Here is a 23,132-nt window from a genome sequence, read left to right on the forward strand (position 1 = left end):
AATTACAATTAAATTAGGGGGTGGTTATGAAATTAACATCAACAGTGATTATGGCGGCATTCAACGGGTCCAAATATATTTACGATCAACTCGATTCGATTGCCAATCAAAAGCTTAAACCGACAAAAGTAATTATTCGCGATGATTGTTCAACCGATGATACGGAAACAATTGTTAAAAATTTTATTTTTGAACATGATTTACAGAATAGCTGGGATTTTCAGGTTAATCCCGAAAGGAAAGGCTGGCGGGACAACTTTATGGATATGGTTGATCAAACCGATACCGATATTGTCTTTTTTGCCGACCAAGATGACATTTGGAATAAAAACAAAATTTCTGAATCAATGAAATGTTTTTCTGAAAACGATGATATGGAAGTTTTGGTATCCGATTACAATTTCCTTCCGGCTGATCAAAAGATCCTTCCAAAAGACACAATTGACGAAGTCGGAAATGGGGATGTAGGCCAAGTTATTCCTGACCTCCATAATCTGATTATTCGTCGTGACGGTTGTTCAATGGCTTTTAAGAAATCAATTATTGGACCGCTTGAAGAAGTTTATGCGGGAATCAGATCTGATTCGAACGGTTTGGACCAGGCTCACGATCAAGCAACCTGGTTGGCGGGTTTAATGCGCGAGTCTCTTTATCATGTAAACCAACCATTAATGGTTCATCGAGCTCATTTGGACAGTACCTGGCAAACGGTTAGGAAAAATAACCGCAGTCTTTTCGTTGGCCTGCCTGAAGAAGGACCGAACTATATTGTCTTTTTAAAATCAATTCAGAACTTTCTCTTACATAGTTATTCTTATTCCCGTTTTTCAAAGCAGGCACAGCAGAAATTAGAGAAAGTTATTGCCGAAGAAATTGATCTTTTAGCCAATCCTGTTTGATTTTAGTTTATATCGATTGAATGCTGGAATGGATTTTTCTTGAGGGTAGTAATTTGTTTTTTTTGCTCTAAAGATTTGATCGCCAGGTTTATCGCCCGTTTGGAATGCTTGCTGTTTTCCGAAATTTCGACAATTTCACGATCAAGGAGTCCGTCTGCTTGATTATCAGTGAATATTTTCGATTGTAATAAAAGATTTAAAACAAAATACTCCGGTGAATTTATTTGATAAATTTGCTGGATTTTTTTATTGGTTCGGGACAACTGTTTAATATTTACATCGAGATCTTCGATGATCTTGCGCTGCCGATTTTCAATCATCGAAAGTGAATCATTGATAAAAAAACTTCCTTCGGCGAAATTTCCCTGATCACCGAGTGCAAGCAAAGCCTTCTCATAACTTTCCCGATTTTCGTAAATTGCCTGGGCAACATTCAAGCCGGTAACAAGGTCTAATTTTCTGGCCAAGTAAAGAGAAAGAATATAGCGGCTTGTTCGGCCGTTTCCGTCATAGAATGGATGAATATTCTCAAAATAGCCATGAGCCAATAATCCTTTAATCATGAAAGGAATATTTTTGTTGGAAATAAATTTCAACCAATTACTCAGCCGTTGTTCCAGATCGTTTTCGTTGCCGGGCAGTTGAAAAATAATTTTCTGTTGATCATTTTTGATCGAAACCGGTCGATTACGAAAGAAGGCACCGTCCGGCATTTGTTCTTTTTCAATTAAACCGAAGAGGAGCTGATTGTATACCTTTCGAAGGTCGACAAAACTTTCGATTCTTTGGAAGTCATCCTCAAGAATTTTGTTATACATTTTTGCCATCGGGGCAAAGCGAACCTGTTCTTGATTGTCTTTATTGATCGAGTCAAGGGCTGCCTTGACTTCCGTTCTTCTAACTGCAATTCCTGATAGGCGATTGCTGGTAGTTATTTCATTAATGAGGGATTTTTTTAAATATAGTTCTTCGGCAATTGGAGGAAGTTCTTTTAGCTTGGATTTCAATTCGGCCGAATTATATTCGATTCGTTCACAGGCAATTGCAATCTCTCTTAAAGGGGTGATGAACAGCTCGCGACGATCCTGTGACAATTCTTGATGATCGATCAGAAAAGGATAAAGACCGCTTTTGAAAATACCATAATTGTGAATCCGCCGTTCGTATTCTGTTCCGACTGTTTTGCTGTCGTGATGTGCTTCATAGTCAATTGTTTTTAGCGTTTTATACGGCATTTTCTATTTTCCCAAAATTCAATAAATTTTAAAAATCAACATAATAGTATCATTTATATTTGCTCAAAATACGATAAATTACAAAATTAAAATTTCATTTTCTTTATAATTTTTGCATAAACAGCTATATATTCAAAAAAATTAGTATACTAATTATTGTTAGATAAATGAAAGGAATTTTATGAAAGGTATTATTTTAGCGGGTGGTTCCGGTACTCGGCTTTATCCGATTACGAAAGCCACCAGCAAGCAATTGGTACCGATTTACGATAAACCGATGATTTATTATCCAATGTCGGTTTTGATGTTAGCCGGTATTCAAGATATTCTCTTAATTAGTGCTCCGGAGTTTGTTGATCAATTTAAAGCGCTATTTGGCGACGGATCGCAGATAGGCTTGAATATTTCCTATAAGGTTCAGGAAAAACCAAATGGTTTAGCTGAAGCATTTATTCTGGGAGCTGATTTTATTGGCAATGATAATGTTGCTTTAGTGCTTGGGGATAATATTTATTACGGAGCCGGATTAACAAAGCTTTTGCGAACAGCTGCAGCAAAGAAGAATGGCGCGACGGTCTTTGGCTATCGGGTAAAGGACCCTGAACGTTTTGGAGTCGTTGATTTCGATGCAGATGGACGGGCGCTTTCGATTGTCGAGAAGCCGAAAAAGCCGAAATCACATTATGCCGTGACAGGACTTTATTTCTATGACAACGATGTTGTTGAAATCTCCAAGGGAATCAAGCCTTCCAGTCGTGGCGAGATTGAGATTTCCGATATCAATGCCGAATATTTGCGGCGCGGAAGCCTGGAAGTCGAAGTCATGGGACGAGGGTTTGCCTGGCTTGATACAGGCACGCACGATTCTTTGCTCGATGCGGCTAATTTTATTGCTACGATTGAAAAACAGCAAAATTTGAAGGTTGCCGCTCTTGAGGAAATCGCTTTTCGAATGGGTTATATAAATAGTAAGCAGTTGCGCGGATTAGCCCAGTCATTGAAAAAAAATGATTATGGTCGTTATCTTTTACGAATTGCCGATGAGGAGAATAAATGAATGGTTAAATTAATCGATACGAGCTTGCAGGATGTCAAGTTGATTGAAACAGAGGTTTTTGGTGATAAACGGGGTTTCTTTACGGAGACCTGGACGAAAGAAAAGTTTGAAAAACTTGGTTTAAAATTTGATTTTACTCAGGATAATCAGTCTCTTTCGGCCGAAGCAGGTGTTTTAAGAGGCATGCATTATCAATTGGCGCCATACGCGCAAACGAAGATTGTTCGGGTTGTTACCGGAGTTGTTTGGGACTGCTTGGTTGATATGCGCAAAGGTTCACCGACATACGGCAAATGGGAAGGATACATTCTTTCCGAATATAATCATCGTCAATTATTGGTTCCAAAGGGATTTGCCCACGGTTTTGTGACATTGACTCCGAATGTCAATTTTGTCTATAAGGTTGATGGATATTATGCGCCAAAAGCCGACCGAGGAATTGCTTTTGATGATCCCGATGTTGGTATTCAGTGGCCAACCAATGTCGAACATGCAATTATGTCCGATAAGGATTTAAAGCATCCACTGCTCAAGGATGCTGAAAATAATTTCGTTTATGGGGAGATTTGATTAAATGGCAATGAATATTCTTGTTACGGGTGGAGCCGGTTTTATTGGTTCTAATTTTGTACATTATATGTTGAAAGCACACCCGGATTATAATTTAATCGATCTTGATTTGTTGACTTATGCCGGTAATCTGCATAATTTTGATGATATTAAAAATGAATCACACCATATTTTTATTCACGGTGATATCCGCAATGCGCAATTGGTCGATTATTTATTTAAGACCTACGACTTCGATGCAGTTGTCAATTTTGCCGCTGAATCGCATGTTGACCGTTCGATTCTTCATCCGGAAATTTTTGTTCAGACCAATGTTGAAGGCACGGTAAATCTATTGCAAACAGCTAGAAAGTATGGCATCAAAAAATATTTGCAGGTCTCTACCGATGAAGTGTACGGAAGTCTGGGCAAGGAAGGGTATTTTAACGAAGAATCTCCTTTGGCACCCAATTCTCCTTATTCGGCCTCTAAGGCGGCGGCTGATTTGGAAACACGGGCTTTTTACGAGACTTATGGCCTGAATATCAATATCACCCGTACTTCCAATAATTATGGTCCTTACCAGTTCCCGGAAAAGTTAATTCCTTTAATGGTTACCAATGGAATGACCGGGGGGAATCTGCCGATTTACGGAGACGGCGAAAATATTCGTGATTGGTTGTATGTCGAGGATCATGGTCGGGCAATCGATTTGGTTCTTCACCAAGGAAAACCTGGTGAAATTTACAATGTCGGTGGCCACAACGAAAAAACCAACAACCAGATTGTTGATTTGATTGTCGAAAATCTTGGTCTTTCCAAAGACCGAATCAAATATGTCAAGGATCGTCTTGGTCATGATCGTCGTTATGCAATCGATCCAAGCAAGATCAAACGTGAATTGGGCTGGGAACCAACGATTATGTTTGATAAGGGAATTATCAAGACGATTGATTGGTATAAGGAACACGAAGACTGGTGGAAGCCACTTAAAAGTAAGGCAGCGCTGAAGTAAAATATCGATTAAGCATTCCGAAAAATGGAATGCTTTTTATTTTTACTTAATTTCTATTTATATTCCTTTTAATCGAATACGCCTATATTATTCTTCCATAGTCAGTTAGGAAAATTAAAACTGATTGAGAAAGAAACGAGGTGGTTCCAATGGGAACTGATATTTGTTCACGAGACTAAATCGTGACCACAAAAATCAGGTTAAAAGTTATCAAACAATTTCCAAAAAAATTTTAAGCCAAATGAGTTATGATGACCATCATAATCGGAACGATCAATAGGGACAGCAAAGTAGTCTCGGTTACCATGATTGATGAGAAATTGGCATCGGCTTTGTAAATTTTCGAAACTACCGGAGCATTTGTCATAACCGGCATGCAAGATTGCAGAATAAAGACTTGTTTCATCAGGATTGGCATTGATGATGGCAGAACCAAAAGCATCATCAAAAGTGGGGCAAAAATAAAACGTCCAGACAAAACCCCAAGACTATCACGATTTAATTCCATATTTTTAATTCCGGCTGTATGAACTGAGATGCCGATAAAAATCATTGAAAGCGGAATTGTTAATCCACCCATATAGCTAAAGCCTTCCATTAAAAAAGTAGGCAGATGAATTCCAAGAATAACCAAAACAACTCCAATAATAAAGCCGATTAAAGGAGCCGAAAAAATTTTCTTAATAATTGCTTGGAGGCTCATACGTTCGGCCGTCTCGCCATCTCTTTGAATTAAATAAACACCTAAAGTCCAAAAAATCATCGTGTTTGCCATGTAGTAAACAAGCACGTAAGGCAGGCTTTTTGATCCAAAAATCGCCAAATTAATCGGCAGACCAACAAAGACCGTGTTTGAATTAAAAAACATCGACTCAAAAAGTCCTTTGTGGATTGGACGAACTTTAATCAGGCGAACAATCATAATCGAAATAATAAAAAGGATCATCATTGATAAAATCGGAAAACGGAGATCAGGGAGAATGTTCAAAAGTTCTTGCCTAGAAAAGTCGCTTGTAATCGAAGAAATCATATAGGGAGGCAAAGCCACCTGGGTGACCAATTTAGCAATCAGCTTGGTTGAATCCTCGGAAAACCAGTCGCGTGTCGCCAAAAAATAACCGACCGCCACCATCAAAATAATCATTAGAATGCCTGAACCGCTTTCAAGGAAAACCTGCATAAAAAATAAACCGCCTTAAAAAGAATTATTTAATCTCTAACTTAGCACTATTTTATAACTCAATGGAAAAATATTTATTCATTAAAGAGCTTTGCCTGTTTTCAGTATTATGATTAGAAATATGAAATATATGATTACCGGCGCTAATGGGCAGCTTGGTCAAGAACTCCATGAATTATTAGAGGATCGTGGTCTTGATTTTGTTGCTTACGATTCAAAAACTTTAGATATAACTAACCGACAATTGGTTTTTGAAGCAATCGAAGCTCAAAAACCGGATGTTGTTTTGGATGCAGCAGCCTATACCAAAGTCGATGCGGCCGAAGACGAGGGAAAACAGATCAACTGGCAGGTTAATCGAGATGGCAGTAAGAATTTAGCACAAGCAGCTAAAGCTTTTGCCAGTAAATTGGTTTATATTTCAACTGATTATGTTTTCGATGGTACTTCCAGCGACGAATATTCAGAGAATGACCCGACTAATCCTAAAAACGAATACGGTAAAGCGAAATTAGCCGGTGAAAAAGCGATTTTGGATGCTGCTGTTGATGCATATATTATTCGGACCAGTTGGGTTTTTGGAAAATACGGAAATAATTTTGTTTATACGATGCAAAAATTAGCTAAAACGCATCCAAAATTAACGGTTGTTAACGATCAGGTCGGAAGACCAACGTGGACAAAAACACTAGCTGAATTCATACTCTATTTAATCGATCATCAGGCAGCTTACGGAACTTATAATTTATCTAATCGGGGAACGGCCAGCTGGTATGATTTTGCCAAAGAAATTTTAAACAACTATTCGCTTGAAATAAAAGCGGTTAATTCAGATCAGTTTCCTCAAAAAGCCTATCGCCCGCGGCATTCGGTTTTAAGTTTAAAAAAATCTCAACAAACAGGTTTTATAATCCCAACTTGGCAGGAAGCTTTGAAAATGTCGGGTATGATAGATAAGTAATGATATTAGATTTAAACAATGAAGCAGCAGTAAAAAAGTATAACGATTTCGTGCGGACCAACTGGCGTGGTCAAGCAACCCAAGATACTCTCTGGGGCGCTTTGAAGGCCAATTGGGGACACCTTTACGTATACCATGAGAATGAAAGCGGCCAGATTGATGCCGCGATGGCCGTTTTGACAATTGAAGCGGTTCCCGGAAAACTTTTGGCTTATTCGCCGCGGGGGCCAATTGCCGATTTTGAAAATATCGAGCTTGTTGACAGCCTTGTTAATGAGGCACTTGAAGCCCTGCCGAATAATGTTTTTCTTTTGCGGATGGATCCAGAGGTTATTTACGATCAGGATCTAAATGACAGATATCAGGCAGCTGGTTATCAAACGAGAAACGTCCAGATTAAAAGCATGCACGGAAATATTCAACCGCGGAAAAATATGGTCCTAAGCTATAAGGATATAAAAAATGAGGATGATTTGATGACTCATTTCAAGCGTGATTACCGAACTCAGATTCGTCATGCGATTAAAGACGGTATGACGGTTGATTTTGGCCATTCGCGTGAATTTGTCGATGATTTCTACGAGACTTATGTCATGATGGCCAACGCCCAACAAATTACTTATCGTCCAAAAGAATATTTTTATCGGATGAGTGATTTATTTGCTTCAACCGGTTTGTTCAAGATTTTTTTGGCCCACTTTCAAGGCCACATCGTTGCATCGGGAATCGGTTTTGCTCATGGGGATGAAATTTGGTATATGTATGCCGGTTCCGACCGGAAATATTCCAAACACTATGGGCCTTATTTGTTGCAATGGGAAATGACAAAGTGGGGTCTGTCTCTACAAAAAGCCGAATATGATTTTGGTGGTGTTGGCGTTTTTGATCCTTCTGACGGTCTTTATCGTTTTAAACACGGTTTTACTTACAAAGACGCACCGCGCGAATATATTGGCGAGGTTGATAAAGTTCTTGATAAAGATGCCTATGATAAATATTTGCTAACATTTAATAAATGAGCAAAAAGAAAACCAGAGTTAACAAGAAGCGTTCTTTTAAACATTGGCTAATTACAATCAGCCTGTTTTTGCTCTCGATCGGCCTGCTTAGTTATTGGGGCTATCAGCATTATCAAGAGCTTCTTGCCAAAGTCGAACCTTTAAAAGTTTGCCAGCCTAAAAAAACTTCTTCAAAAATATCAAAGTCCGAAAGTGACACAGACTACGCAAAAGATATTTTAAAAATGGTTGAATGGAATCCTCACGCTGATCAAGGCAAAACGAAAATCGGTTATGTCGGTATTCCGAGCCGTCATATTTTACTGCCGATCTACGTCAATCCATACAGCAGCAGTACTTTGAATTTAGGCGCCGCTTCGATTAAGGGCGAAAAAATGGGACAGGCGACGAACTTCACTTTGGCAGCTCATAATTTTAATAATCATGTAACCGGATTTTCTGCTCTGCAGCTCACCGAGAACAAAAACGCGCCTTATTTGACCTCGAGTGGAACTCACAGTGTTCAGGCACTGAAAAATACGAAAGTTTACACGATTGATAAAAAATATTTGTATGTTTATAAAGTAAAAGTTCAAAATACCGTTTATAAAACAAAAGTATCTGTTATGGACTCGAACAATACGATTAATGGCCAGCCGACGCTGACGATTATTTCCTGTTTGTTTCCTAATATTAATTATCGAATTATTACAAGAGCAACATTATTGGTTAAATATCCAGTCCTAAAAGCTCCGAAGGATTTGCTGAAAGTTTTTGATATGCGAATTAATCAAACCAATGCGCATGTCAATTGGTGGAATCCCGGACAAGAAGAAGGATCAAATGGAGCTATGGGAGGATTTAAGAATTAATGAATTATCGTTTCAGCGAGTTATCTGTTTTAGAGTATGCAAATTTTGAGAATAATCATCCACAAGGGAACTTTGTCCAGTCGGCCGAACAGAAGAGTCTCTTGGAAAAGCGCGGCGAAAATGCTGCTCTGGTTGGTTTGAAAGACGATACTGGAAAAGTTGTTGCCGGTGCGCTAGTGACTTGGGCGAAAGTAAAATTGGGGAATTTATTTTCAATTGAACGCGGCCCTTTACTGGATTATTCAAATGAACAGCTTATTAAAGCTTTTATCAGTGGCCTAACAGTCTTTTCTAAAAAGCGTGATGGCTTGTTCATCAGAATCCGTCCGAATATCGCCTATGCTAAATACACAGAGAGAGGCAAACTGATTGGCGATAAAAATACCACGTTTGTCGAAAAATTAAATTCATTGGCGGCTGATCATCAATTACCACAAATTGGTTTTTCAACCTCTTCTGAACCGGAATGGCAATTTGTTAAAGATTTGACTGAAGTTGATCCAGAACATGTCGTCAAATCTTATAACCGACAGGCGAAGTACCATTTGAACAAAAATAAACAGTTTTGTATTAAATTACGTAAAATCGGCAGGGATGAACTGCCGGCCTTTAAGAGAATTACTCAACAAACCGCTGATCGTTTGCATTATCACGATAAAAGTTTAGACTTTTATGAAACTTTGTTCGATACATATGGCAAAAAAGCAAAATTTATTTTTGCCGAGATTAATTTTAAAGAATACTCAGAATCTATTGAAAAGGATTTAAACGATATTCAAAAAAAATTAACTGAAATTGCTGGAGCGGATTACCATAATATAAGTGATTTAAGTGATTTTTCCGCTTCTGCCAAGCGGCATTTATCCGAGGGGATAAAAACCGAAACGGCTTTGCAGAAGCGTTTGCAGGAAGCCAAAAAAATGCACCAAGAAGCTAAACACGACATCGTGTTGGTTTCGGTTGCGCTTTTTGTAATTGAAAATCAAGAAGTTGTCTATCTTTATTCCGGCAGCGATGAGAAATACGAACATCTTTTTGCTCCTTACGAAATTCAGGATACGATGATTACCGAAGCGGTTAAAGAGAGGATTCCTCTTTACAATTTTTACGGTGTCAGCGGTAAATTCGACGGATCTGATGGGGTTCTTGGTTTTAAGACCCACTTCAATGGTTATACGAGAGAAATGGTCGGCAGCTTTGATTTCCCGGTCCAGAAAACAAAATATTACTTTTATCGTTTATTTAAAAAAATTCTTCATCGCCAATAAAAAAGTCTGGTTATATTTACCAGACTTTTTCTGTATCGTTCCATAGGTCAATTGTTACATCGCCATCTTTTTTTGCTTCGAAAGTAAGTTTTGAAACAGCGCCATTTGATAAGCTTTTGGAGGCTAATTCCGGGGACTTGTATTTGTTTGCCAAGGCTCGCATTAAGCTTCCATGGGTGACAACGAGAACATTATCGCCAATCTCATAGTTTTGGCGAATCATATTCAGGCCATGCTGTAAACGAGAATTAAATTCATCGGCATTTTCAGCCAGGCTCAATGGATCATTTTTCTTGAATAAATCCATCAGGCCGTCAAAACCATATTTTTTAATTGTGTCACCATAACCAATTGCCCCGTCAACCATTGAAGTATCGATATCATGGTCGAAATCCTCGGCGATCTGTTTGATCGTCAATCCTTCGGCACTGCCAAAGAAAATCTCTCGAAAGTCCCGATTTAAAGTTGCCTTGGCCGGGGAAGCAGCTTCATTTTCATCAAGGATGAATTGAGCTGTTTTATAAGCTCTTGGCAAATCGGAGGCATAGGCAGCGGTGAAATGAACTTTGCTTAAGCGTTTACCAGCCGCTTGTCCATCGGCGATTCCCTTTTCTGTTAAATCGATGTCCGACCAGCCTTGAAAACGATTCATCAAATTAAAATAAGTTTGTCCGTGTCGAACAAAAAATACATTAATACCCTTTTGTGTCATGTTTTAATTCTAGCACGCAGCTGAACGCTATCTAATCGCAAAAATCTGGCGTATAATATTATGACGATTTATGAAAGATAATATTAAGGCACAAGAACAGCGGCATCTCGATTTGGTTTTGCAAAAACTTGATGAAAGAATTAGCGAAACTCAAGGACGGATCGACCGGGCCAATGACAATTTAAAAGAAGCTGAAAAGGGCTGGCGCGATATTAGAGTTAAATTCTCTGATTTCAATGCAGTGGTCGAGACTGGAGCTTCGGTTCACGCACAGCAACAGGTCTTGGCACAAAAAGAGCGTGATATGTCTCAGGCTGAAGTCCAGTTTGAGACATTGCAAAAATTGCGGGGAAGGCCTTATTTCGCCCGGATTGATTTTACCGATATCAGTAATCAGTCCAACCAAACAGAAACGATTTATATCGGTTTGGCATCTTTTTCCGACAATGATGGTCATTTTTATGTTTATGACTGGCGGGCTCCGATATCTTCAATATATTATGATGGCGGCCTTGGGAAAATTGATTATCAGACTCCGGTCGGCAAACAAACGGCGGATGTTAAATTAAAGCGTCAGTTCGAAATTGCCGACGGAATTATTCTGACGGTTTTCGATACCGAAGAAGCGGTCGGCGATAAGCTTTTGCTAAATGCTCTGTCTTCTGATTCTTCGACAAAAATGAAATCGATCGTCACTACGATTCAACATGAACAAAATCGAATTATTCGGGATACCGATTCGGATTTGTTGTTTGTTCAAGGAGCGGCCGGATCTGGGAAAACAGCAGCTGTTTTACAGCGGGTTGCTTATCTTTTGTATCGTTATCGCGGGAAGATAACTTCTGGACAGGTAGTCCTTTTTTCGCCCAATCAGGTGTTTAACGATTATGTGAATGAAGTTTTGCCGGATCTTGGTGAAAATAACATGATCCAGATGACTTTTTATCAGTACGCTAATTATCGTTTGCCAAAAATTCAAGTGCAGACCCTTGCCGAGCGATTCGAGAGTGAAAACGACCCGGAATCGGTTAAAATGACCAATTTAAAGGGCAGTTTGGCTTTTTTCAAGGCTGTTGGTCGTTATTCTCAAAAAATTAGCCGCAGCGGAATGAGTTTTCGCAGTCTCGCTTTTCGGGGAGAACCTTTCTTTAAAAGCGAAGATATCGAAAAAATCTATTATTCATTCAATGACAATTATTCGCTCAATCAGCGTTTAGAAGCAACGAAACAGGCTTTATTAAGAAAAGTTTTCGGCCGAATTTCTTCAGAAATGAAAAAAGACTGGGTTGACATTGCGATTCAAAATCTCCAAGCCGATGAATTGGAAAGTATGCTTGGCGACCCTGATAAACGCCAATACGAATCGGAGAAAAAAGAGCGTAATGAACTGGCACGAATAATTGTTCGGAATGCTTTAAAACCAATTATTCGACGAATCCGTCATGGAATTTTTATGAATCCAAACAAATTGTTTTTGGGTTTTCTAAAATCACTACCTCAATTAATCAATCTCGCCGATTTCGATATTTCCGATCAGGAATGGCAGTCTGCTTTTGAAGGATCAAAATCTGATTTAAGTACTCAAAAACTTAATTTGAACGATACGGCGATTTACTTGTATTTATTTGATTTAGTCAATGGACATCATGGGGATCGAACAATTCGTTTTCTATTCGTTGATGAGGTTCAGGATTATACGGCTTTCCAACTGGCTTTTTTGAAGTTTTCATTTCCGAAAGCCAAATTTACCCTGCTGGGTGATTTGAATCAGGCGATTTTTACCCGAACAAATGCGGGAACTTTGCAATCGGCAATGTATGAGTTGTTCGATCCAAAGAAATCAAAGACGATCAAATTAACAAAAACTTACCGTTCGACCGAACAAATCACTAATTTTACAAGTGCTCTGCTGAAAGATTCTGAAACAATCGAAGCTTTTGCCCGCGAGGGTGAAAAACCGCTTTTTCGAAGTGGCGATTCCTTGAAAAATCTTGCTGATAGTCTATCTCGCAACCTTAAAGCTGACTTAACGACCGCTATCATTACGAAGACGGCCGCTCAGGCAAAAAATGTTTATGAAGAACTACAAAAAAAGAATTATCAAGCGACCTTGATTACCTTGGAAAACCAGCGTTTGGTTCCCGGGACAATTATTATTCCCGGTTATTTAGCCAAAGGGCTCGAATTCGATGCTGTTATTCTTTGGCAGGCCGACAATCGAAATTACGGTAGTGAAGACGATCGGGAATTATTGTACACAATCGCCAGTCGTGCTATGCACCGTTTGACAGTTCTTGCCGACGATTCATTCAGCAGCCTGTTTGATCAAATCGATCAGCAACTTTATGAAAATATTTGATATAATGGTAGGCGACCAGCTGAGGTAGTTTATCTATCTACCTACCCGCCGCGATTTAATTATCGCGGCGTTTTTATTAACCGATATAATTATTAGTATGTCTGCTACTCAATTCGCTTCTGAAAATTTTATTAACGGTACCTTCGTTGCTAATCCAAAGGGATTCGGCTTTGTCAAAACTGATGAAGGCCAGGATGACTTGTTCATCGGTCACAGCAATACCAATTTGGCCATGCAAAGCGATGAAGTTCTTGCTTCAATTATTCACCCGGGCAAAGATGGTCGGGTTCCGGAAGGAAAAATCGAAAAGATCCTTAGCCATGCCAATCAAGAGGTAGTTGGTATTTTTCGTTCCGGTGTTAACGAAAACGACTTGCCGAATAGAAGTAATTTAAATCCAAATGACTACATCGGCACGATCACCTTTAACGATGAAAAACTTCAGGAATACAAATACCTCGTTGATAAAAAAGGTTTGCAGCCCCAGGACCGCGATTCGGTCACGGCGACAACCAGTCAGTTTCCAACCAGCGATCGTCCAAATCTGTTAATTGGATCGGTTACTAATGTTATCGGCCGTTCGGATGCTCCGGGAGTTGATATTTTGGAGATTGTCTACAGCTTGAAAATTCCCAGCAACTATCCGGAAGATGCTGCCCAACAGGCAAAAAATATTCCACAAACGATTGATGTAAAGGCCGCTGAAGCAGAGGGACGACCGGATTTTCGCGATCAGCCCTTAATTACAATTGATGGAGCCGACACGAAGGATATCGATGATGCGGTAGTTGTCTGGAAACTGCCAAACGGCAATTATCATCTAGGGGTTCATATTGCCGATGTTTCAAATTACGTGCCTTTGAAAACGTCTTTGGATGCCGAAGCTTATAAACGTGGAACCTCGGTTTATTTAACTGACCGGGTTATCCCAATGCTGCCGACGGAAATATCCAACGGGATTGCTTCTTTGAATCCTAATGAAGATCGTTTGGCAATGTCCTGTGAAATGGAAATTAATCAAGAAGGACAAGTTGTCAAACATAAGATACAACCAAGCATTATTCGTTCGCATGCACGAATGACTTATGATTCGATTAATAAAATTCTAGACGGCGATCAGGCGGAAACAGCTAAATATGCTGATTTATCGGAAATGATCCATCAGATGGGTGATTTGCACAAAATTCTCGCGGCAATGAGAAAAAAACGTGGAGCAATCGAGTTTGAAACCGATGAGGCGGAAATTATCGTCGATGCCAAAGGACACCCGACTGATGTGTTGGTTCGCGATCGTGGAATTGGTGAACGAATGATTGAATCCTTTATGCTGGCTGCCAACGAGACGGTTGCCGAGCATTTTGATCATTTGCACGTTCCTTTTTTGTACCGTGTTCATGAAGTGCCGGAAGGTGATAAGGTTGTTAATTTCTTCGAATTTATGCGGGCTATCGGCCATCCGATCAAAGCCGATCCGAAAAATCTGCGGCCAAAGGACTTTCAAGCAGCGCTGGATGCGGTTGCCGGGTTGCCGGAAGAAATGATGATCCAAACGATGATGCTTAGAGCAACCAAACAAGCTCATTATTCACCGCAACCAATTGGACACTTTGGCATTGCTGCAAAATTTTACACTCATTTTACCTCGCCGATTCGTCGTTATCCCGATCTGGTTGTTCACCGTTTGATCAAACATTATGCCAAATTCGGGACTGGTCCTTCTTCAACTGACGCTGTGCGGGGAAAACTACCGCAAATTGGGATCGATACCTCTGAGCGGGAACGTAGAGCTGTGGACGCCGAAAGAGCGACTAACGATATGAAATTTGCCGAATATATGGAGGATCATATCGGTGATATTTATGACGGAGTTGTTAATTCAGCTTTGAAATTCGGCCTTTTCATCAGTTTACCGAACACAATCGAAGGACTTGCTCACATAAGTACCATGAAAGATGATATTTATCAATATGATGAAACCCGTCAAGCTTTGATCGGCCGGACCAAGCACCGGATTTTCGCGATTGGTCAGAAAGTTAAGGTACGGGTTATCAATGCCAATAAAGAAACCCGCAAGATCGATTTTGAGTTAATCGATCCGCAATCAGCGCCGGTAACCAAGATTCGTTTAGCTGCCGAACCGGAACGGCACAGTTTCCATCATGACCATAATGGGGACCACCATAATCACCAGCATCAGGAAAATCGGCAAAACAATCGTCATCAAAAGGGAGCTTATAAATCAACCGGCAAATATCGTTTGCGTGGAGGACGTCGTTAATGGCCAAAAAAGACAAACATGATGATGCCCTGGCAAGAAATCGGCGGGCATCTTTCAACTATTTTATTGGAGAAACTTACGAAGCTGGCATTCAGCTTACGGGTACCGAAATTAAATCGGTTCGTCTTGGCCAAATTACGATCGGAGATGCTTATATTACGGTTCGCGACCAACAGGCCTTTTTAAACAACGCGAATATTTCTCCCTACAAACAAGGCAATCAATTTAATGTCGATCCCTTGCGACGGCGTAAACTGCTTTTGCACAAAAAAGAAATCCTTGCACTGGATCGAGCCGTTTCCAAAGAAGGAAAAACAATCGTTCCTTTACGGGTATATATTGTTAAAGGTTTCGCCAAAATATTAATTGCGATTGGGACCGGTAAGAAAAATTATGATAAACGGCAAACAATCAAAGAACGTGATTTAAAACGGGAATTAGGCAAGAATCTGAAGAATTTTCATTGATTAATTCTTGTTGCCATCTTGTATTTATATTTAGTCGATCTGGTCGGCAGCTTTAAGAGACTACGATTTTTTTTCATTCCCCAACGATCCAAAAGAGCGGCGATTGCGACATGAACAGAAGCTTGAGCGTCGTTTTGCACATCTAGTTGGTAAAAAAGACCATCGGGAAATTCAACCGGGTTGACTTCCAGGAGTTTTTTTCGGCCGTGTCTAATGCGGTACTTTCCCGAAACTATTTCGCCGGTAATTACCCAATTTAAATAACGAACGAAAATCACATCGTTGAAACCGGCAAAGTTGAAACCGATTGAACCAACGTATTTGTCCTGATAGAGCAGCTGAAAACGCGGCAATATTCCATAAGATACCTGTCTGATTCTCGATTGTTCTACACCTTGGGTATCGTATACGTAAAGGACGTCGTTTTTGCTTCCGATTTTTCCGGAAATATTGAAAGCAATCGAAAAATCTTCGTTATAAGCTCGATTTTCTCGTTGATTTGTATTATGTTGTTGCATTAAAAAGTAGCGACTCATACTATAATTTTAACCGTGAAAGATTATTTGGTTAACTTAAAAAAGACTGATTGGTATCAACATCTAAAACCGGTTCTGGGTTTAGACTATTTAAATCAGATTAATGATTTTCTTAATAAGGCTTATACTGGACCGCTTCGGGTTTTTCCGCCGGAGGACAAGATTTTTTCGGCAATGCTTTATACGAGCCTGGTGAACACAAAAGTTGTGATTGTTGGTCAGGATCCATATCACGAATTAGGCCAGGCACAGGGTCTTAGTTTTAGTGTTCCAGACAATTTTCCTGCTCCAAGCAGCCTTCAAAATATTCATAAAGAGATTGCCAGCGATCTTGGAAAAACGCGTAACTCACATGATTTGATACCTTGGGCCAAACAGGGTGTTCTGCTTTTGAATTCTGTTTTGACAGTTGAAGAACATAAAGCAAATTCGCATGCCGGAATGATCTGGGAAAAATTTACCGATTCAGTCATTCAACTGGCGAGCGCCGAACCCCAGCCGAAGGTGTTTATTTTGTGGGGGAACTTTGCTCGGAGAAAAGCGGTTTTAATCAATCCAAAAAAGGATCTGATAATTCAATCGGCTCATCCTTCGGGTTTTTCGGCAAATCGAGGCTTTTTTGGCAGCAAACCTTTCAGTCAGACGAACAGCTGGTTGCTTTCACACGACCGAACAGCAATTGATTGGTTAAAATAAGGTGTAAATGAAAACCCTTTCTATAATAACGGGGTTGGAGGAAAAATGACAAATTTATTTACTGAGTTGGCTGATAAAATTAAGGAAAAAAAACTGAGACTCGTTTTTCCGGAAGGCGATGATTCAAGAGTCCAGGGGGCGGCCATCCGTTTAAAAAAAGATGGTTTACTAACGCCGATATTATTGGGAGATCAGGCAGCGGTCGAAAAGACAGCTGCAGATAATCATTTCGACCTGAGTGGCATCAAGCTTATCGATCCGCTTAAATTCGATGAGAAGCAGTTCAATCAATTGATCGATAAACTGGTTACCCGACGAAAAGGGAAAACTGACCCGCAAACGGCAGCTATGTGGCTGCAGGAAGTAAATTATTTCGGTACCATGCTTGTTTATACCGGCAAGGCCGACGCAATGGTTTCCGGTGCTGTTCATCCAACCGGCGATACGGTTCGTCCCGCTTTGCAGATTATCAAGACAGCTCCTGGTGTCAGTCGTATTTCCGGTGCTTTTATTATGCAAAAAAATGATGAACGCTATCTGTTTGCCGATTCGGCAATTAATATCGAACTTGATGCACAAACCATGGCTGAGATTGCCGTTCAATCAGCCCATACGGCTAAAATATTTGGAATCGATCCAAAAGTTGCCATGCTGAGTTTTTCAACCAAAGGATCGGCAAAACATGCATTGGTCGATAAAGTTGCTCAGGCAACTAAGCTGGCGCAGGAGATGGCACCGGATTTAGCTGATAATATTGATGGTGAATTACAATTCGATGCAGCTTTTGTCGAATCGGTTGCCAAATTAAAAGCTCCGGGATCAAAAGTGGCCGGTCATGCGAACGTTTTCATTTTTCCAAGTTTGGAAGCAGGAAATATTGGTTATAAAATTGCCCAACGCTTGGGTGGATACGAAGCAATTGGTCCTATTTTGCAAGGATTGGCAGCACCTGTTTCCGATCTGTCGCGTGGAGCAAGTCAAGAAGACGTATATAAAGTTGCAATTATTACTGCTGCTCAGGCTTTAAAAAATTAGTTATCTTCGTTTCCTTCGATAATAACCGTATTGCCTTCCGAATCATGGATTCTCAGGGCAATTTTTTTATTAAAACGATGTTCTGGTTCGGCTATTTCAGTTAAAAAATTGTTGGCTAAATGTTCACGGATTTCATGAAGATGATCGCGTACCAGCAATTCCAGCTCGATTCTTTTCGAACTCTTGATAAATTTTATTGGCTGGCCGTCGACAATTAATGTTGTTTGGTCCTTTGGATTACGAAGGAATTCGAAAACATCCCGGTAAAAGCGATAAGCACGTTTTGTATCATCGGCCGGAATTATTTTTGGACGCATTTTACGAGGTTTCATTTCAGCAAATATTCTAACATGCTAGACTGTTTCTGATGGCTTTATTAGATGTGACTGGGTTAACGATGGCCTATGCCGATAAAAAATTGTATACGGATGCCGGTTTTACACTGGAACGAGGAGAACATTTAGGGATTGTTGGCCAAAACGGTGCCGGTAAATCGACACTGATTAAAATTCTGACCGGGAAAGTTTTACCAATCGCCGGTCGGGTTGAGTGGAAGAAAAAAATTCAGATTGGTTATTTGGATCAGTACGCCGATATACCGTCGGGAATGAGTCTGATCGATTTTTTGCATACCGCTTATAGCGATCTTTACGACAAAGAAAAGAAGATGACCGATTTATACTCGAAGTACGCCGAGCTTGTCGATGACAAGTTGTTGGAACGGGCAACCCGTTTTCAAAACGAATTGGATGCAGCCGATTTTTATTCGATTGACAACAATGTCGAGCAAGTTATCACCGGATTGGGTTTGGATTCGATCGGCCGCGACCATATTATTTCCGAGATGTCGGGTGGCCAGCGGGCGAAGATTATTTTGGCAAAGCTGCTTTTAGAGGGCAATGACGTTATTATTCTTGACGAACCGACCAATTATCTCGACGTTTCCCACATTAAATGGTTGGAAGGATACTTGCAAAATTACGATGGAGCTGCTTTGATCATCAGTCACGATTTTGATTTTCTAAATAATGTTGCCAATGTCATTTTGGATGTATCCTTTAATACTTTGACAAAATACCGTGGTAATTTCGACCAAGCGATGCGGCAGAAAACGGAAAAAACCGAGCAGCAATTGCGGGCCTATAACAAGCAGCAGGAAGTTATCAAAAAAACAAAGACTTTTATCCAAAAGAACAAAGCACGAGCCTCGACAACCGGACGAGCCAAGTCGAGGGAGAAAATGCTGGCTCATATGGATATTATCGAGCCGCCACAAACAAATCCGAAGGCTACTTTTAAATTTCCTTATATCGAATCGCAGTCAACCGATGCTTTGAAAGCGGAACGCTTAGTCGTTGGTTACGATCCTAAAAAACCCGTCTTGAATCCGATTACTTTCAGCATGTCTTCGGGCGATAAAATCGTCTTTACGGGTTTTAATGGTGCTGGTAAATCGACTTTGATTAAAACTCTGCTTGGCATTCTGCCGGCTATTTCCGGTAAATCGAAATTTTCGCCATCGGCAAAGACAAATTACTTTGACCAGGATCTGATTTGGGATGATGATAAAAAGACTCCTTTACAAATTATGCAGGCGGCCTATCCTTTGGAAGAACAAAAACAATTGCGTCAAAGGCTTGGCGCGGCCGGGATTAATGCCGACAATGCGACTAAACAAATGTGTTTATTGTCTGGAGGGGAACAAACGAAAGTTAAATTAGCCTTAATGGAACTAACACCGTCGAATTTTTTGATTTTAGACGAGCCGACCAATCATTTGGATGAAGCAACCAAAAATTCTTTGAAAAAGGCGATTCAAAAATTTGACGGAAGTTTGATTCTTGTCACTCACGAACGGAGTTTTTATGAAGGCTGGATTGATAAGGTTATTGATATCGCCTCTATGTCGAATATGCAGCCCGGAGAAGTTGAAGAATAATTCCCGAATATTTTTGGGAATTATTTTATTTTAAACTTGAAAAAGTTAATTCAGTTTATAATATTTAATCAATATGGAAAACGAAAATCGCGTAATCGTAATCACTGGGGCTTCCGGAGCTGGTAAGACATCAGTTGCTCGTTATCTTCGTGCTAAATACAGTGTTCCGCGGGTGATCACTCATACAACCCGCGAGCCAAGAGAAGGTGAAATCGACGGTGTCGACTATTACTTTGAAACCGAAGATTCATGGGGCAAGAATCACTTTATTGAACAGGTTAATTATTCTGGTTACAAGTATGGTTCCTCTTATGAAGGACTCGAACGGGCCTGGGCCAAGTCGAAACGATCGAATCATCCGGGTGTTATAAGCCTGGTTGTTGATACGATTGGGGCAATCACATACAAGGAAACCTTAAAAGACCAAGCGATTATCTGGTTTGTAACAGTTAGTGATGTCGCTGGTTTGAGAAATCGTTTGATTGCGCGTGGAGATAATCCAAAACGTGTCGTCGAACGAACTAGTTCCAACGACTTCGAGCGCGATATGCATCTTCCTGAAAAACTTAAAAATCGAGCAACAGTCATTATTAACGATAATTGGCAATTGACTCAAGAAGGGGCCGATAAATTTATTAATAAACTATTTTACATGTAGTTTTTAAAGAGCTTGAAACAAGGCTTGTTTTTGCTTTTTGAAATAAATAGTTAACTTTAATTTTATTTTTAGAGATAATAATATAAGCATGAAAAATAAAGACCACATTTTCAAGTATTTTTTAATTGGGCTGTTGAGTGCCATCATCGGAGCGACGGTTGTTTTGGGTTGTTTTTATCTGTTTTATTTGGCACCGGCACAAAATAAAGCGGCGAAGAGCTCGTCAATTGCAGCCGGCATGACGAAAGTTGTCAATCTGACCGGGACTTCAAGCTCTCAAGCCACCAAAGCTTACAACAAAGTTAAGAATGCGGTTGTAACGGTAGAGAATTATCAGAAACCGTCTACCGAGGCCAGCGACTATTTTTTTGAATGGTTCGGCAGCCAGTCCGGTGGTAGCAGCAGTAGCAGCAGTTCTTCGACAGAGGATCAATTGGCGGCCGAAGGGACCGGATTGATTTACGAAACAGACGGGAACTATTCTTATATTGTTACGAATAATCACGTGATTAAAGGGGCTAACGAAATTGAAATAATTATGGCCAATGGTACTAAGGTCAAAGCAAAATTAATTGGGAAAAATGCGACTAAAGATATTGCTGTTTTAAGGATCAGTTCGGCAAGCGTCACGACAACGGGAACTTTTGTTAATTCCAGCAAAGTTCAGGCTGGTCAGCAGGTACTGGCAATCGGTTCTCCTTTGGGATCGGATTATGCCAGCTCATTAACTTCCGGAATTGTTTCGGCAACCAATCGGCAAATCGATGACAGCCCAATCAAATTGTCGGCTATTCAAACCGATGTTGCACTAAATCCCGGTAATTCGGGTGGCCCTTTGATTAACATGGCTGGTGAAGTTATCGGCATAAATTCGATGAAAATCAGTTCGACTGAGGACGGCAGCGAGGACGTCGAAGGAATGAGTTTTTCAATTCCTTCCAATACAGTGGTTGCAACGATTAAATCAATCATTAGTTCGGCTTCCGGGAATTAAGGGAAGTTTTTAAGAAATATATAAGATGGTTTAAACAGAAAAGTGCTTTTCAAATCAAATTCTTTTTTACAAAATTTCAATTAACGGAATAAAAAAAATCATTTAAAGCTTCGGTGAAGGCTGCTATAAAGGCTGTTATACCGGGCTTTTAATTTATTTATGTAATCTTTTTGTAACAATGTAAAATAACCTTAAAAAAGTATTAATTATGCTGTCAAGAAAGCCCCCTATTGTAGAAACCGTGCTTTAGAAATCCTTATAGATTTTTAAAAAATCGGATACTTTGCACGTTGGAGAATTATTAATGACTACAAAAACTGTTAAAAATGCGCTTCTTATTTCTACCGGTGCCGCTGCCGCTCTTGCGGTAGGTGCCGTTTCTGCAAATGCTGATACTGTTACCGTTAAGCAGGGTGACAGTGTCTGGGCCTTAGCTAAAGAGTACGATACGAGTGTTAGTGCGATCGCTAAGGCAAATAAATTATCAAATCCCGCTTTGATTTTAAGTGGTTCCAGCTTGAACATTCCTTCAAGTTCGTCTGCTGCTACAACTACTAGTGAGACAGCTTCTTCGGCTTCTACAACAGCTGCTACGAGTATTTCTGCTGAGAATGCTGATGGAACTGTTACGATTGCTTCCGGCGATACCCTTTACGGAATTGCCGAACGCTATGGTGTTTCTGTTTCAACTTTGATTGCCAATAACGATGGATCTACTTTTATCGTTGCTGGTCAGAAACTTTCTTTGAAAGCCACTACGACAACTAGTGCCGCTACAACCACAAGCAGTGCTGCAGCAACGACTGCTAGTCCTGCTGTCGCAACGACTACCTCATCGGCTGCTGTATCTTCAGCTGCTTCTTCTGTAGCTTCTAGCCAAGCACCTGTAGCGAGTTCTGCTACGAGTTCCGTAGCTACTAGCGCGCCAGCTTCGACTGCTTCTTCTGTAGCTTCAAGTTCTTATACTTCTCAAGCTTCAAGCAGTGCTACTTCATATTCGACTCGTCGCACATATCCAACTACATCGACATCTTCGAGTTCAAGTACCACTAGCAATAGCGGAGTTTCTTCCAATTATGCAACAACCTCTTCCAGTACTAACACATATACTTATGGCCAATGCACTTGGTATGTTAAGAATATGCTTTCATGGGTTCCAAATGGCCTAGGGAATGCTTATCAGTGGGCTTCTGCAGCTGCAGCCGAAGGTTATACTGTCAATAACACTCCAACTGTTGGTTCAGTTGTTGTTTTCCAAGCTGGTCAGGCATATGCCGGTAGCCTGGGTCACGTTGCTGTTGTTACTGCTGTTTATGGCGACGGATCTATCCGTATTTCTGAAGGGAACTACGCCGGTCTTGCAACAAACACTCGAACTGTTACATCTGCTTCAAGTTATCAATATATCCACGCGTAATAAATTA

General features: G+C 40.2%; 22 protein-coding genes. 17 read left to right on the forward strand and 5 right to left on the reverse strand.

Annotation, left to right across the window (positions count from 1 at the left end):
- Positions 1 to 26 precede the first annotated feature (26 nt).
- Positions 27 to 899, forward strand: a complete 873-nt coding sequence (locus tag A3G9_RS0101300; RefSeq protein ID WP_002820838.1) for a glycosyltransferase — start codon at positions 27 to 29, stop codon at positions 897 to 899.
- 2 nt (positions 900 to 901) lie between these two features.
- Here A3G9_RS0101300 and A3G9_RS0101305 read toward each other — a convergent pair whose 3' ends face one another.
- Positions 902 to 2,134: a Fic family protein gene (locus A3G9_RS0101305; protein WP_002820837.1), complete on the reverse strand. Its 1,233-nt coding sequence runs from the start codon at positions 2,132 to 2,134 to the stop codon at positions 902 to 904.
- A gap of 181 nt (positions 2,135 to 2,315) precedes the next feature.
- Between A3G9_RS0101305 and rfbA the strand changes: the two genes are divergently transcribed.
- The 3 genes from rfbA to rfbB are packed head-to-tail and all read left to right on the forward strand — an operon-like array spanning position 2,316 to position 4,755.
- Positions 2,316 to 3,191: a glucose-1-phosphate thymidylyltransferase RfbA gene (gene rfbA / locus A3G9_RS0101310; RefSeq protein ID WP_002817303.1), complete on the forward strand. Its 876-nt coding sequence runs from the start codon at positions 2,316 to 2,318 to the stop codon at positions 3,189 to 3,191.
- Positions 3,192 to 3,761 carry a dTDP-4-dehydrorhamnose 3,5-epimerase gene (rfbC, locus tag A3G9_RS0101315; RefSeq protein ID WP_002820836.1) on the forward strand — a complete coding sequence of 190 codons (570 nt, stop codon included), beginning with the start codon at positions 3,192 to 3,194 and terminating at the stop codon, positions 3,759 to 3,761.
- Between the two features lie 4 nt (positions 3,762 to 3,765).
- Complete coding sequence (rfbB, locus tag A3G9_RS0101320) at positions 3,766 to 4,755, forward strand: dTDP-glucose 4,6-dehydratase (RefSeq protein WP_002820835.1); 990 nt, start codon at positions 3,766 to 3,768, stop codon at positions 4,753 to 4,755.
- A gap of 232 nt (positions 4,756 to 4,987) precedes the next feature.
- Here the strand turns inward: rfbB and A3G9_RS0101325 are convergent, their stop codons facing one another.
- On the reverse strand, positions 4,988 to 5,935 hold the full coding sequence (locus tag A3G9_RS0101325) for an AEC family transporter (protein ID WP_002820833.1): 948 nt from the start codon (positions 5,933 to 5,935) through the stop codon (positions 4,988 to 4,990).
- 130 nt (positions 5,936 to 6,065) lie between these two features.
- Between A3G9_RS0101325 and rfbD the strand changes: the two genes are divergently transcribed.
- The 4 genes from rfbD to A3G9_RS0101345 are packed head-to-tail and all read left to right on the forward strand — an operon-like array spanning position 6,066 to position 10,034.
- Complete coding sequence (gene rfbD / locus A3G9_RS0101330; RefSeq protein WP_002820832.1) at positions 6,066 to 6,896, forward strand: dTDP-4-dehydrorhamnose reductase; 831 nt, start codon at positions 6,066 to 6,068, stop codon at positions 6,894 to 6,896.
- The gene (locus A3G9_RS0101335) at positions 6,896 to 7,915 is read left to right on the forward strand and encodes a lipid II:glycine glycyltransferase FemX (RefSeq protein ID WP_002821728.1); all 1,020 of its coding nucleotides are present in this window, start codon (positions 6,896 to 6,898) and stop codon (positions 7,913 to 7,915) included. Before rfbD ends, A3G9_RS0101335 begins: the two co-directional genes overlap by 1 nt.
- Positions 7,912 to 8,766, forward strand: coding sequence for a class A sortase (locus A3G9_RS0101340; RefSeq protein WP_002820830.1), 855 nt, complete (start codon positions 7,912 to 7,914; stop codon positions 8,764 to 8,766). The genes A3G9_RS0101335 and A3G9_RS0101340 overlap by 4 nt, the downstream gene beginning before the upstream one ends.
- Positions 8,766 to 10,034 carry an aminoacyltransferase gene (locus tag A3G9_RS0101345; protein ID WP_002820829.1) on the forward strand — a complete coding sequence of 423 codons (1,269 nt, stop codon included), beginning with the start codon at positions 8,766 to 8,768 and terminating at the stop codon, positions 10,032 to 10,034. The genes A3G9_RS0101340 and A3G9_RS0101345 overlap by 1 nt, the downstream gene beginning before the upstream one ends.
- 16 nt (positions 10,035 to 10,050) lie before the next feature.
- On the opposite strand, the gene A3G9_RS0101350 is transcribed toward A3G9_RS0101345, so the two are convergent.
- Entirely contained in the window at positions 10,051 to 10,746 is a 696-nt protein-coding gene (locus tag A3G9_RS0101350; RefSeq protein WP_002817310.1) for a histidine phosphatase family protein, read from the reverse strand.
- Between the two features lie 70 nt (positions 10,747 to 10,816).
- Here A3G9_RS0101350 and helD point away from each other — a divergent pair, with 70 nt between their 5' ends.
- From helD to smpB, 3 genes are all read left to right on the forward strand, one after another.
- Positions 10,817 to 13,105, forward strand: coding sequence for an RNA polymerase recycling motor HelD (gene helD / locus A3G9_RS0101355; protein WP_002817312.1), 2,289 nt, complete (start codon positions 10,817 to 10,819; stop codon positions 13,103 to 13,105).
- A 97-nt stretch (positions 13,106 to 13,202) separates the two neighbouring features.
- Entirely contained in the window at positions 13,203 to 15,383 is a 2,181-nt protein-coding gene (gene rnr / locus A3G9_RS0101360; protein WP_002820828.1) for a ribonuclease R, read from the forward strand.
- Positions 15,383 to 15,850 (forward strand): SsrA-binding protein SmpB, encoded by a 468-nt coding sequence (smpB, locus tag A3G9_RS0101365; RefSeq protein ID WP_002817314.1) that lies wholly within the window; start codon positions 15,383 to 15,385, stop codon positions 15,848 to 15,850. The genes rnr and smpB overlap by 1 nt, the downstream gene beginning before the upstream one ends.
- Here smpB and A3G9_RS0101370 read toward each other — a convergent pair.
- A complete protein-coding gene (locus A3G9_RS0101370; RefSeq protein WP_002820827.1) occupies positions 15,844 to 16,368 on the reverse strand; it encodes an LURP-one-related/scramblase family protein in 525 nt (174 codons plus the stop codon). The two genes, smpB and A3G9_RS0101370, sit on opposite strands and share 7 nt — an antisense overlap.
- Before the next feature lie 33 nt (positions 16,369 to 16,401).
- On the opposite strand from A3G9_RS0101370, the gene A3G9_RS0101375 reads away from it, so the two are divergent.
- Both A3G9_RS0101375 and pta read left to right on the forward strand, forming a co-directional pair.
- Complete coding sequence (locus A3G9_RS0101375; RefSeq protein ID WP_002821729.1) at positions 16,402 to 17,082, forward strand: uracil-DNA glycosylase; 681 nt, start codon at positions 16,402 to 16,404, stop codon at positions 17,080 to 17,082.
- A 45-nt stretch (positions 17,083 to 17,127) separates the two neighbouring features.
- On the forward strand, positions 17,128 to 18,117 hold the full coding sequence (gene pta / locus A3G9_RS0101380; protein ID WP_002820825.1) for a phosphate acetyltransferase: 990 nt from the start codon (positions 17,128 to 17,130) through the stop codon (positions 18,115 to 18,117).
- Here pta and A3G9_RS0101385 read toward each other — a convergent pair.
- A complete protein-coding gene (locus tag A3G9_RS0101385) occupies positions 18,114 to 18,434 on the reverse strand; it encodes a VOC family protein (protein WP_002820824.1) in 321 nt (106 codons plus the stop codon). The genes pta and A3G9_RS0101385 overlap by 4 nt on opposite strands.
- Positions 18,435 to 18,484: 50 nt before the next feature.
- Between A3G9_RS0101385 and A3G9_RS0101390 the strand changes: the two genes are divergently transcribed.
- From A3G9_RS0101390 to A3G9_RS0101405, 4 genes are all read left to right on the forward strand, one after another.
- On the forward strand, positions 18,485 to 20,056 hold the full coding sequence (locus A3G9_RS0101390; RefSeq protein ID WP_002821730.1) for an ABC-F family ATP-binding cassette domain-containing protein: 1,572 nt from the start codon (positions 18,485 to 18,487) through the stop codon (positions 20,054 to 20,056).
- A gap of 73 nt (positions 20,057 to 20,129) precedes the next feature.
- Positions 20,130 to 20,714, forward strand: a complete 585-nt coding sequence (locus A3G9_RS0101395; RefSeq protein WP_002817319.1) for a nucleoside/nucleotide kinase family protein — start codon at positions 20,130 to 20,132, stop codon at positions 20,712 to 20,714.
- Positions 20,715 to 20,802: 88 nt separating this feature from the next.
- A complete protein-coding gene (locus A3G9_RS0101400) occupies positions 20,803 to 21,708 on the forward strand; it encodes a S1C family serine protease (protein WP_002820821.1) in 906 nt (301 codons plus the stop codon).
- Positions 21,709 to 22,012: 304 nt separating this feature from the next.
- Positions 22,013 to 23,125, forward strand: a complete 1,113-nt coding sequence (locus tag A3G9_RS0101405) for a COG3942 and LysM peptidoglycan-binding domain-containing protein (protein ID WP_002820818.1) — start codon at positions 22,013 to 22,015, stop codon at positions 23,123 to 23,125.
- The last annotated feature ends 7 nt before the right edge of the window (positions 23,126 to 23,132 follow it).

This window comes from Oenococcus oeni DSM 20252 = AWRIB129 (genome assembly GCF_000372485.1).
Lineage (GTDB): Bacteria > Bacillota > Bacilli > Lactobacillales > Lactobacillaceae > Oenococcus > Oenococcus oeni.

Bases quoted from the DNA above. Each gene is read 5' to 3' on its own strand.
- helD (WP_002817312.1), top strand. From the start codon at position 10,817: ATGAAAGATAATATTAAGGCACAAGAACAGCGGCATCTCGATTTGGTT.
- A3G9_RS0101370 (WP_002820827.1), bottom strand. From the start codon at position 16,368: ATGCAACAACATAATACAAATCAACGAGAAAATCGAGCTTATAACGAA.
- rnr (WP_002820828.1), top strand. From the start codon at position 13,203: ATGTCTGCTACTCAATTCGCTTCTGAAAATTTTATTAACGGTACCTTC.
- A3G9_RS0101350 (WP_002817310.1), bottom strand. From the start codon at position 10,746: ATGACACAAAAGGGTATTAATGTATTTTTTGTTCGACACGGACAAACT.
- A3G9_RS0101385 (WP_002820824.1), bottom strand. From the start codon at position 18,434: ATGCGTCCAAAAATAATTCCGGCCGATGATACAAAACGTGCTTATCGC.
- A3G9_RS0101300 (WP_002820838.1), top strand. From the start codon at position 27: ATGAAATTAACATCAACAGTGATTATGGCGGCATTCAACGGGTCCAAA.
- pta (WP_002820825.1), top strand. From the start codon at position 17,128: ATGACAAATTTATTTACTGAGTTGGCTGATAAAATTAAGGAAAAAAAA.
- A3G9_RS0101405 (WP_002820818.1), top strand. From the start codon at position 22,013: ATGACTACAAAAACTGTTAAAAATGCGCTTCTTATTTCTACCGGTGCC.
- rfbB (WP_002820835.1), top strand. From the start codon at position 3,766: ATGGCAATGAATATTCTTGTTACGGGTGGAGCCGGTTTTATTGGTTCT.
- rfbC (WP_002820836.1), top strand. From the start codon at position 3,192: ATGGTTAAATTAATCGATACGAGCTTGCAGGATGTCAAGTTGATTGAA.
- A3G9_RS0101335 (WP_002821728.1), top strand. From the start codon at position 6,896: ATGATATTAGATTTAAACAATGAAGCAGCAGTAAAAAAGTATAACGAT.
- A3G9_RS0101345 (WP_002820829.1), top strand. From the start codon at position 8,766: ATGAATTATCGTTTCAGCGAGTTATCTGTTTTAGAGTATGCAAATTTT.
- rfbA (WP_002817303.1), top strand. From the start codon at position 2,316: ATGAAAGGTATTATTTTAGCGGGTGGTTCCGGTACTCGGCTTTATCCG.
- rfbD (WP_002820832.1), top strand. From the start codon at position 6,066: ATGATTACCGGCGCTAATGGGCAGCTTGGTCAAGAACTCCATGAATTA.
- A3G9_RS0101400 (WP_002820821.1), top strand. From the start codon at position 20,803: ATGAAAAATAAAGACCACATTTTCAAGTATTTTTTAATTGGGCTGTTG.
- A3G9_RS0101395 (WP_002817319.1), top strand. From the start codon at position 20,130: ATGGAAAACGAAAATCGCGTAATCGTAATCACTGGGGCTTCCGGAGCT.
- A3G9_RS0101390 (WP_002821730.1), top strand. From the start codon at position 18,485: ATGGCTTTATTAGATGTGACTGGGTTAACGATGGCCTATGCCGATAAA.
- A3G9_RS0101305 (WP_002820837.1), bottom strand. From the start codon at position 2,134: ATGCCGTATAAAACGCTAAAAACAATTGACTATGAAGCACATCACGAC.
- A3G9_RS0101325 (WP_002820833.1), bottom strand. From the start codon at position 5,935: ATGCAGGTTTTCCTTGAAAGCGGTTCAGGCATTCTAATGATTATTTTG.
- smpB (WP_002817314.1), top strand. From the start codon at position 15,383: ATGGCCAAAAAAGACAAACATGATGATGCCCTGGCAAGAAATCGGCGG.
- A3G9_RS0101340 (WP_002820830.1), top strand. From the start codon at position 7,912: ATGAGCAAAAAGAAAACCAGAGTTAACAAGAAGCGTTCTTTTAAACAT.